Origin of the sequence: Parafrankia irregularis, from assembly GCF_001536285.1 — a bacterium.
Taxonomy (GTDB): Bacteria; Actinomycetota; Actinomycetes; order Frankiales; family Frankiaceae; genus Parafrankia; species Parafrankia irregularis.
Window position 1 is genome coordinate 1 of the sequence record NZ_FAOZ01000065.1, and the last position, 8391, is coordinate 8391.

Below are 8391 nucleotides of genomic sequence, written 5' to 3' on the forward strand. Positions count from 1 at the left end.
GGGTTGGCCGCCATTGCCCGGTCCGGTGGGTTGGCCGCTGTTACCGGGCCCAGCGGGTTGGCCGCCATTGCCCGGTCCGGTGGGTTGGCCGCTGTCGCCCGGTCCGGTGGGTTGGCTGCCGCTGGGTGGGCTGTCTCCGGGGCCGGTACCTTCGCTCGGCCCGTCGGGCGCGGTTTCACCCGGGCGGTCGGTGGCCCCGGGCGCCGAGGGTCGAGAAGTCGTTTCGCCAGGGCTGCCCCCGGCCGCGGGTTCCTGCCCGCCCGCGCTCCTGCCGCTCGACCCGGAACCTTCCGGCTGAGGGTCACCAGGCCCTGCCCCAGATGGCGCGGTGTGCCCTGGACGGTCCGGCCCTTCGGCGATGTCATCGTCGGGGCGCACCGCCGAGGTGATGGAACCGGGCCGCGGCTGGTCGCCGTGGGCTGGCCCCGACGCTGCGCTGGTCGAAGCCGTCTGGTGGGACGTGGACGTGGACGCGGACGGCGGAGCGCCGGTGAGCGACTCGCTGTCCGACGGCCTGTCCGTCGGAGTCGAATCCGCGGTGGAGGCGACGGCCAGGGGCGTCAAACCTTCAGCGGCCACCCGCGTCCGGGACGATCCGACGATCCCCGCCACCACGACCAGCAGGACGACGAGCGGCACCAGCCCGGCCAGGAACGCCGTGCGCACCGGGTCCGACCGCATGTCACACCAGTGCCTCGCCGTGAGTCGGCCGGTAGTGGTCCAGGTCCCGATAAGGCCATTTCAGGCATGCGTCGACTGCCCGTGTCATGTGATCCCCCGTGTTCGACCGTGAGGCCGTCAGCCGTGGCCAGCATCTTTGGCCGCGATGTAGCCGATTCTAGGACGGCGGATCAGTCATGGAGCATGAATCGCGTCCCGTTGTGTATCGGACGCGCAGCCTTCGTCCCTTGCGGTGACGACGTCGGCCGCGCGGGATGCGGCGATATCGACATCGGCATCCTGTATATGTTTGCGCCGGTTCGATGTCTGGGCTGGGTCATCGAGCGGCTCGCCGATTACCTCACCGATCTGTTCGGACGGTCCATCAACCTGGTCTCCGCCCGCGGGCTCCACCTGCGGATCCGCTTGAAGTTGGCCCGATCCTGTTCACATCTGGGCTCTTTGGGATAAGGAATCCAGGGAGGGTGCAGGTCACACGTCGCCGATAGTGCGCGGCACCCGGGAGGGAGCCGCAACCCCTCGCGGTGTGCCTGTCAGGGCGTGGAACCCGGTCCGTCGGGTGGGAAGTCCGGCTCGGTGGCCGGCTTCTTCCGGCCCGCGACAACGCTCGTGACGGTGTCGAGGAGACGTTCCTTCGCCTGATCCCGCACAAGACCGAACAGATCGACGGAGACCACGCCCTCCAGCAGTTCGGGTCGCGGACAGTTCTCAATCCGGACGGGAAGCACCTTGCGCTTGAAGCCGTCAGGGTCGTGACGCAGCGCCGCCTGCCATTCGGCCGCCCCCCATACCGAGGTCATGTAGGCACTGGAGAGCACCGCGATGGTCCGCTGGGAATGCTCGATTCCCCTGGTCATCATGTTCATCCAGTTCGACCCTGCGACGAAGTCCCAGGCCTGGAGGTAGACCCGGTACCCCGCCTCCTCCAGCTGCCAGGCGATCCATTCCGCCCATCCCTGGTCGGCGCCGGTGTAGGAGATGAAGAAGTCCCAGTCGCTGTCGGGGTCGGTCGCCCGCCCGCTGGCCGTGGTGGGCCGACCTGCCCCGGCCGTGCCTGCTGCCGAACCGGCAGCGCCCGTCGCCGAACCGTCTGTACCGGCTGCTGAATCGGCTGTACCGCCTGCGTAACCAGCTGTGCTCGTCGAACCGGAGCCAGGGCTGCCGTCCGTCGCGGCGCCGGCATCGCCGGGCGCGGAGGCGATCGGGATGCCTGCCGCGGCTGCCGCCGCGGTGATGACAGGGTTGCTCGGCCGTTCGAGGTGGGCCTCGCGCAGCAGCTTCGGCCAGCCACCCAGAACCGCGCCGCCCTTGAAGAGGCGGTGCACCTCCGACCAGAACAGCTCCGCGTTCCCGGTCTGCCACCCGGGCTGCCGCCCCCGTCGCAGCTCCGCGCGCTCCACAAGGGTCTTCGCCTCCAGCGGGTCCGAGAACTCCTCCGCCAGCGCTCTGATCACCTTGAGGTCAGTTGGTGCCGCCACTTCGCCCCCGTTCCGTCACCGTGTTCCGACCGCTGTTGCGGGCCCCTGCGGACCCGGACCGTGGGTGGACGCACGCTGCCGTTCTGATCACCGGAATCGACTCTAGCGACCCGGGCAGCGGGCACGCTGGATGACGGGTTACGGCCGGTGGGTGGCAAGCGTGGATGGGGCGGGCCTGATCTCGGTGCGAGGCCGATGACCTGCGCTGTTACGTCGTGGCGTGTGCTTCGTTCGTATTCCGCCGCGCCCCAGCTTTGGCTAGGTTAGCCTTACCTAAGCCGAAGATGAGGGGTGTTGACGCGATGCCCAGCCTGCGTGAGGCGATCCGTTCCCGCAGTGCCGACCGTGCCGGTCGCCTGCTCGACTGCTCGGTGGAGGTCGAGTCCGTCGCCGAGGTCTCGCCGTCCTTCCGCCGGGTGACCGTCGTCGGAGCCGGCCTGGCCGCCTACACCGACCCGACGCCCGCCGACGCCTTCCGCCTGTTCCCGCCGGGGGCGGGCGACGACGACGGCGACGACGGTCCAGGCCTGTCGAGAGCGTTCACCGTGCGCTCGTTCGACCCGGACACCCGCCGGCTCACCTTCGACGTCCACTCGCATGGCACCGGCCTGGTGGCCCGCTGGCTCGACGACCTGGCGGGCGGCGACGTCGCCGGCATCATCGGGATGCGCATCGAGTTCGTGGTCGGATCGCAGGTCGGGGGTGCGCTGCCGGAGCTGACGATTCTCGCCGCCGACGTCTGCGGCCTGCCGGCGGTCGCCGCGATCGTCGCCGCCCTGCCGCCGGAGCAGCGAGCCGCCATCGTGATCAGCGGCGCCGCCCCGGCCGACCGGGAACTCCTGCCCGACCGGCCCGGCGACGACGTGCGCTGGGTGCCGGCCGGCAGGCTGACCGACGGGGTGCGGGCACTGCCCCGTCCGCGCGGCGGCGCGCTCGCCTGGGTCGCCGGTGAGGCGGGGGAGGTGCGGGCGATCCGCCGGGTGCTGCTCACCGATCTCGGGGTGGCCCGTGACGACCTGCGCGCCGCGGCCTACTGGAAGGCCGGAGTCACTTCCGACGACGTCGACGCCCAGGCCGCCCAGCGCTACGACGACGCCGTGGCGGCGGGCCGGGACGTCTCCGATCCCGACGTTCTGGAAGACCTCGCCCTGGGCTAGTGCGCCCCTGGCCGCGCTCAGGGTGACGAGGCGCCTGCCGCTAAAGTGCCCATTCATGCACCTGGCGTGACCACGGGTGGGGTGGGGAGTGGCGGGTTCACCAGATCGGCGCGATGTACCGGACGTCGTTCGCGACGTCGTGGCGTTGGCTGGCGGCAGCGGTAGCGGCAGCGGTAGCGGCAGATGGTGGTGGTGGGGAGCGCGCCCGGTCGTCTCGGCACCGGTCGTGTCCGACGAGCTCGCGGCGGCGGTCGCGGCCGCGGTGCCCGGCGCCTGGGTGGTGCGGATGCCGCCGGCCGACGACCTGCGCGTCCAGGACGCGATCGACGAGGCGCTGCGCGGGGCGGGCACGGCGGCTCCGGACACACGGCGGTACGACGATCTCACCGCCGCGCTGCGGCGACCGGCCGGAGCCGGCGGTGGATCGGGCGGAGCCGGCCGTGGGCCGGGCAGCGGAGCCGGTGCGGCAGAGGATCTCCTCGACCGGCGGCGGATCGCCGCGCGGCGGGAGCGGTGGAAGCACGCGGTGGAGCCGGTCGTCCTGCTGTGGCTCGGTCTCGCGAGCCTGGGCGCCTCCCTGATGAGCGCCGCCGACGTCAGGGAGTTCGGCCAGGGGGACCTCGCGTACAACCTCGGCGCCGTCTGCCTGTGCACAGGCATGCTGCTCATCGCCGCACGGCTGCTCGCGGGGCTGTGGCGACTGGCCCGTGGCGGCATCCGGGCAGTGCCGACGGAACAGGAACTGGCACAGGCGCTCCTGCGTGACCTTCGGTACGACGCGCGCCGCTTCTTCCCCACCGGCTGGTTCCGCGCACGTGACGTGCCGGGGCGCCTGCCGGTCCTGCTCGTGGCCACGCCCGCGGACGGCAGGCGGCCGGTCCTGCTCGACGAGTACCTCCGCTGGCATTCCCCACGGCTGCCCCGGTGGATGTGGTGGATCGTCGCTGCCGCTCGCCGGCCCTCGGCGATCGTCGTGACCGACCATCCGATGCCGGTGACCGTGGACCAGCAGATCCGTGCCGTGTGGCGGCGACGCGCGCAGGGCCGTTCCTGGCTGCGGGCGCGTCGCAGGGCCCTGCGAGGCCTGCCCGCGGCCGTCGTGACCTGGTGGAACAGCCTGCCGGGCCCGGCATGGCGGCGGCCGGGGGCCGCGGCGGGGGCCGCGGCGGGGGCGGTGGTTCGCCTGCGCTTCGCCAGGCGCTGCCGTGCCCGGCTGGCCGGCGGGTTCCTCGCGTTCCTCGCCCTTGCCTGGCCGCGGCGGGCCCGACCGCGGCTGCGCCGGCTGACCGCGTATGCCCTCGTGTCCGTCCTGACGGCGACGGCGCTGTACATCCAGCGCAGCCCCAGCCAGCCCTACTGCCTGCGGCCCATGGCCGGCTCGGAGCAGGACCTGTCGACCGACAGCGCCGGGGACGAGTGGATCGGCTACCGGACCTGCCTCGGCTGGAGCCAGCTCGCCGGGAACGTCGCCGGCGGGGCGGTGTCCGCCGTCGCCGACCGGCTCGCCGTGCGCCAGCCGGGCCCCGACGACACTCCCGACCTCTTCGACGAGAACCTGATCTACCGGGAGAACAAGAGAGTGCGACAGCTGGCCGGCGCCCAGCGCCCACTCGTCACGGTCGCGCTGATCACCTCTCTCACCTCCGCCGCCCCCACCAGGGCGATCCGGTCGGTGGTGGCCGAGCACGAGGGCCTGGCCGGCGCCTACGCCGCACAGCGGCGGATAAACAGCGCGCGCAGCACCCACCTGCCGTACGTGCGTCTCGCCATCGTCAACACCGGCGACCTCACGGTCCGCCCCGGCACCGAGACCGCCATCGGCAGACATCTGGAAACCCTGGCGAAGAAGCTGCGGCAGCTCGCCGCGGACCCGACGCTGGCCGCCGCCGTCATCACCGTGAACAGCATGGCGCAGGTGCAGGACGCCCTGGGCGCGTCGCTCGGCGCCGCCGGTGTCCCGATGATCAGCCCGACGATGAGCGCGGACGGATTCGGGGAGCCTCTCGCCCGCGCCGTCGGGCGCGACGACGACCTCGCCACGGCCGCGCCCGGCACCTCCCCGGCTGGTACCTCCTCGCCCGGTTCCTCTTCGCCCGGCGCCTCCCTGACCGGTGCCGCGCTCCTGAGCGCGGCCGCGGGCGCGGTGACGCCCCGCCCGCAGCCGATGTTCTTTCAGATCAACTCCACCAACGACGACCAGGTCCAGCTGATCTACGAGTACGCCCGCAACCGGAACGAGCCGCTGGCCTTCTTCTTTCCGGTCACCGACGCATCGCGGACCGAGCCGGCCGCCGACGATCTCTATCTGACCTCGCTGTACTGCGACGTGTGGCGGCGGCGCCCGTCGTCACACGTCCAGGAGCTCTCCGGCGGGTCCGCAGGTCCGGGGAAGGCGCGGTCGACCTGCCCGCCAGCGCCCGTGGCGGTGGCAGACCCGAGCCCGGCCGCACCGCAGGTGCCGGTCTCCCTCGTACCGTGGTCGTCGGACCGGCCGCTCTCCGAGACCGCCCGCGTCGCCTGCCCGCCGGAGACACCCGACGTCCAACCCCGAGTGGCTTCGGCTTCAGGTCCGGGCACGGTTACGGCTACGGAGGAGACGTCCGGTGCTGGGCGCCCTGTGGTCTTCTTCGGCGGGCGGTACACGGATTTCGCCGAGTTCGCCCAGGCACTTCGTCTCGCCTGCGGATCCAGGATGCCGCAGGTGGCGGTCTCCGACTCCGCGGGGCGTTTCCTGGCGGACCGGGAACTGGCCCGCCACGTGCCGCACGGCGTGCAGGTGCTCATCGCCTACCGTGGCCGCACGCTGACCTGCGCGGGAATGGCCGGCGCCGGTGACGCCGGCGCCGGCGCCGGCGGACAGCAGCTGGACTTCTACGACGACATCCGCGCCTACCTGGGCCGCTGCGCGGGGCCGGGAGCCCATCCGGAGGACCGCTGGCTCGCCGGCGGATGGGCAGCGTTCAGCTACGACTCACTCCTGCTGATCAACGACGCGTTGATACGAGCGGGTGTTCCGCCCACCGCGTCGGACGCCCGCGGACGGATCCTGGGCTGCCTGCGCGGCCCGGCGGCCGGAGCCTGCACCAGCACCGACTACCCCGGCGTCTACGGAACCATCCAGCTCGACGGCAACGGTGTCGGCCGGCCCCCCGCCGTCCTGCTGCGGGTCGAGGACCTCACCACCGCCTTCGACTCGCCCAGTCAGGTGAGCGTCGTGGGTACCTGTGCTCCCACGGCGGCACCGTGCGACGCCCGTTTCCCGGCGGACGTCCGGTAGCGGCAGCCGGGTGCGCACGGCGTCATGGCCGCGTGTCGGCCAGGTTCTGGACCGGCGGCGGTGTCGGCACCGACGCCGATGCCGACGCAGCCGCAGCCGCCACCGACGGCGATGCTGGCGGCGGTGTGGGCACGGTTGTGGTTTCCGGGCGGTTCGGGCGCAGCAGGAGGCCGGCACCCGCCGCGGCGAAGGACAGCGCCGCCATCAGCCAGTAGATGTGCTCGTAGGGCGTGAGGGGATCGCTCCCGGCGCGGCTCTCGAGGAGCATCGCCAGTGCCGCGATGCCGAGGGCACCGCCGATCTGGCGGGCCGCGATGTTCAGGCCGACGGCGGCGGCGAAGCGGGTCGGGTCGACGGACAGCGCCGCCGCACTCGACGAGCCGACGGAGATCGCGCCGATCCCGAGGCCCAGGCCGAACCCGCCGGGCAGCCACACAGTGAGGAAGCTCGGCTCGGCCGGGAGCCACAGCGCGAGCGCGCCGGCCGTCGCCGCCAGCGTGAGCGCGCCGGCGACGACGAGCACCCGCGGTGACGCCTGCCGCTTCGATCGGCTGATCGTGAACCCGACCAGCGCGGAGAACACGGCTCCCGGCGTCATCGCGAGCCCGGCGCGCAGCGCCGAGTAGCCCCAGACGCTCACCAGGAACAGCACGCCCAGCAGCAGCGACGCGAAGAGGAACGCGCCGAACAGGGCGGAGACCGCGTTCGCGGCCGCGTAGGTGCGGTTGCGCCACAGGCCGACCTCGATCGCCGGGCTCGGATGGCCCGCGGACCGGCCGATGGCCGCCAGTGTCGCGGCGGCGCCGCCGACCAGGCAGGCGAGCGTCGCCGGGTCCGCCCAGCCCCACCGCTCGGCTTCCGTCAGCCCGAGGACGAGGGCCGCGATCCCACCGGTGAGCAGTGCTGTCGCCGTGGCGTCCGGGAAACGTCCGCGCTGGGCGGCGGCCGTCTGGGGGCGCGCTGGGGTTGGAGTTGGGGCGGGGGCGGCGGTCGGCAGCTGCCGGGCGCGGGCGAGCAGCCAGATTCCGAGCGGCACGTTCACGCAGAACAGCACCCGCCAGCCGACGGCGTCGACGAGGACTCCGCCGGCCACCGGCCCGAGGACCGCCGCGAGACTGGCCGAGGCGCTCCACAGCGCGATCGCCGCCGCCCGGCGTTCCGGTGCGGTGTCGGCGAGCACGATCGCGAACGACGCGGGGATCAGCAGTGCCGCGCCGACTCCCTGGGCCGCGCGGCCGACCAGCAGGGCCGCGAACACCGGGGCGACGGCGACGAGCAGCGACGCGGCCGTGAACACGGTGGCGCCGATGAGGAACAGCCGCCGGCGGCCCAGCACGTCGGCCAGCCGCCCGGCGGGTGCGAGCAGCGCCGCGAGGGGGATCGCGTAGATCGTGACCACCCAGGACACGGACGTCACGCCGACCTCGAAGTCGTGCGCCAGGTCCGGCACCGCGAGGTTGGTGATCATCGCGTCGAGGAAGGCGAGGAACGAGCCGCCGCAGGCGAGCAGGAGCGGCGTCCGTGCGGATGGGGGAGCAGGGGCTCGGGAGCTCATGGCGGCAATTTAGCGACCGAACGTTCGCACTTCAATAGCGAACGATCGATCGCTATGCTGATGGCCGCGGCGGGCTCCCGCTCCGCCGTCGCCGTGCTCGACACGTGCTTGACACGGTCGCGCGGCGTCCCTGAGGTGCGCCGCGGGGAACTCCGGCCGAAGACCTTCTCGACGCAGACGGGAACGTGAGGCAGCAATGAGCGACGACCTCAGCGAGGCGGGTGCGCAGATGGCTGGTGACCA

The 8391-nt window shown here is 72.7% G+C and carries 5 protein-coding genes; 2 read left to right on the forward strand and 3 right to left on the reverse strand.

What is annotated here, in order from left to right; all coding sequences use genetic code 11:
• Window positions 1-855 precede the first annotated feature (855 nt).
• Together AWX74_RS39760 and AWX74_RS38425 are read right to left on the reverse strand one after the other, a co-directional pair.
• The gene (locus tag AWX74_RS39760; protein ID WP_131799660.1) at window positions 856-1074 is read right to left on the reverse strand and encodes a hypothetical protein; all 219 of its coding nucleotides are present in this window, start codon (window positions 1072-1074) and stop codon (window positions 856-858) included.
• A gap of 140 nt (window positions 1075-1214) precedes the next feature.
• On the reverse strand, window positions 1215-2159 hold the full coding sequence (locus tag AWX74_RS38425; RefSeq protein ID WP_091287354.1) for a toll/interleukin-1 receptor domain-containing protein: 945 nt from the start codon (window positions 2157-2159) through the stop codon (window positions 1215-1217).
• A 302-nt stretch (window positions 2160-2461) separates the two neighbouring features.
• Here AWX74_RS38425 and AWX74_RS38430 point away from each other — a divergent pair, with 302 nt between their 5' ends.
• Window positions 2462-3316, forward strand: a complete 855-nt coding sequence (locus tag AWX74_RS38430; protein WP_091287358.1) for a siderophore-interacting protein — start codon at window positions 2462-2464, stop codon at window positions 3314-3316.
• A gap of 88 nt (window positions 3317-3404) precedes the next feature.
• Complete coding sequence (locus tag AWX74_RS38435) at window positions 3405-6593, forward strand: sulfotransferase family protein (RefSeq protein ID WP_091287361.1); 3189 nt, start codon at window positions 3405-3407, stop codon at window positions 6591-6593.
• 22 nt (window positions 6594-6615) lie between these two features.
• Here the strand turns inward: AWX74_RS38435 and AWX74_RS38440 are convergent, their stop codons facing one another.
• Window positions 6616-8148, reverse strand: a complete 1533-nt coding sequence (locus AWX74_RS38440) for an MFS transporter (protein WP_091287364.1) — start codon at window positions 8146-8148, stop codon at window positions 6616-6618.
• Between the last annotated feature and the right edge of the window lie 243 nt (window positions 8149-8391).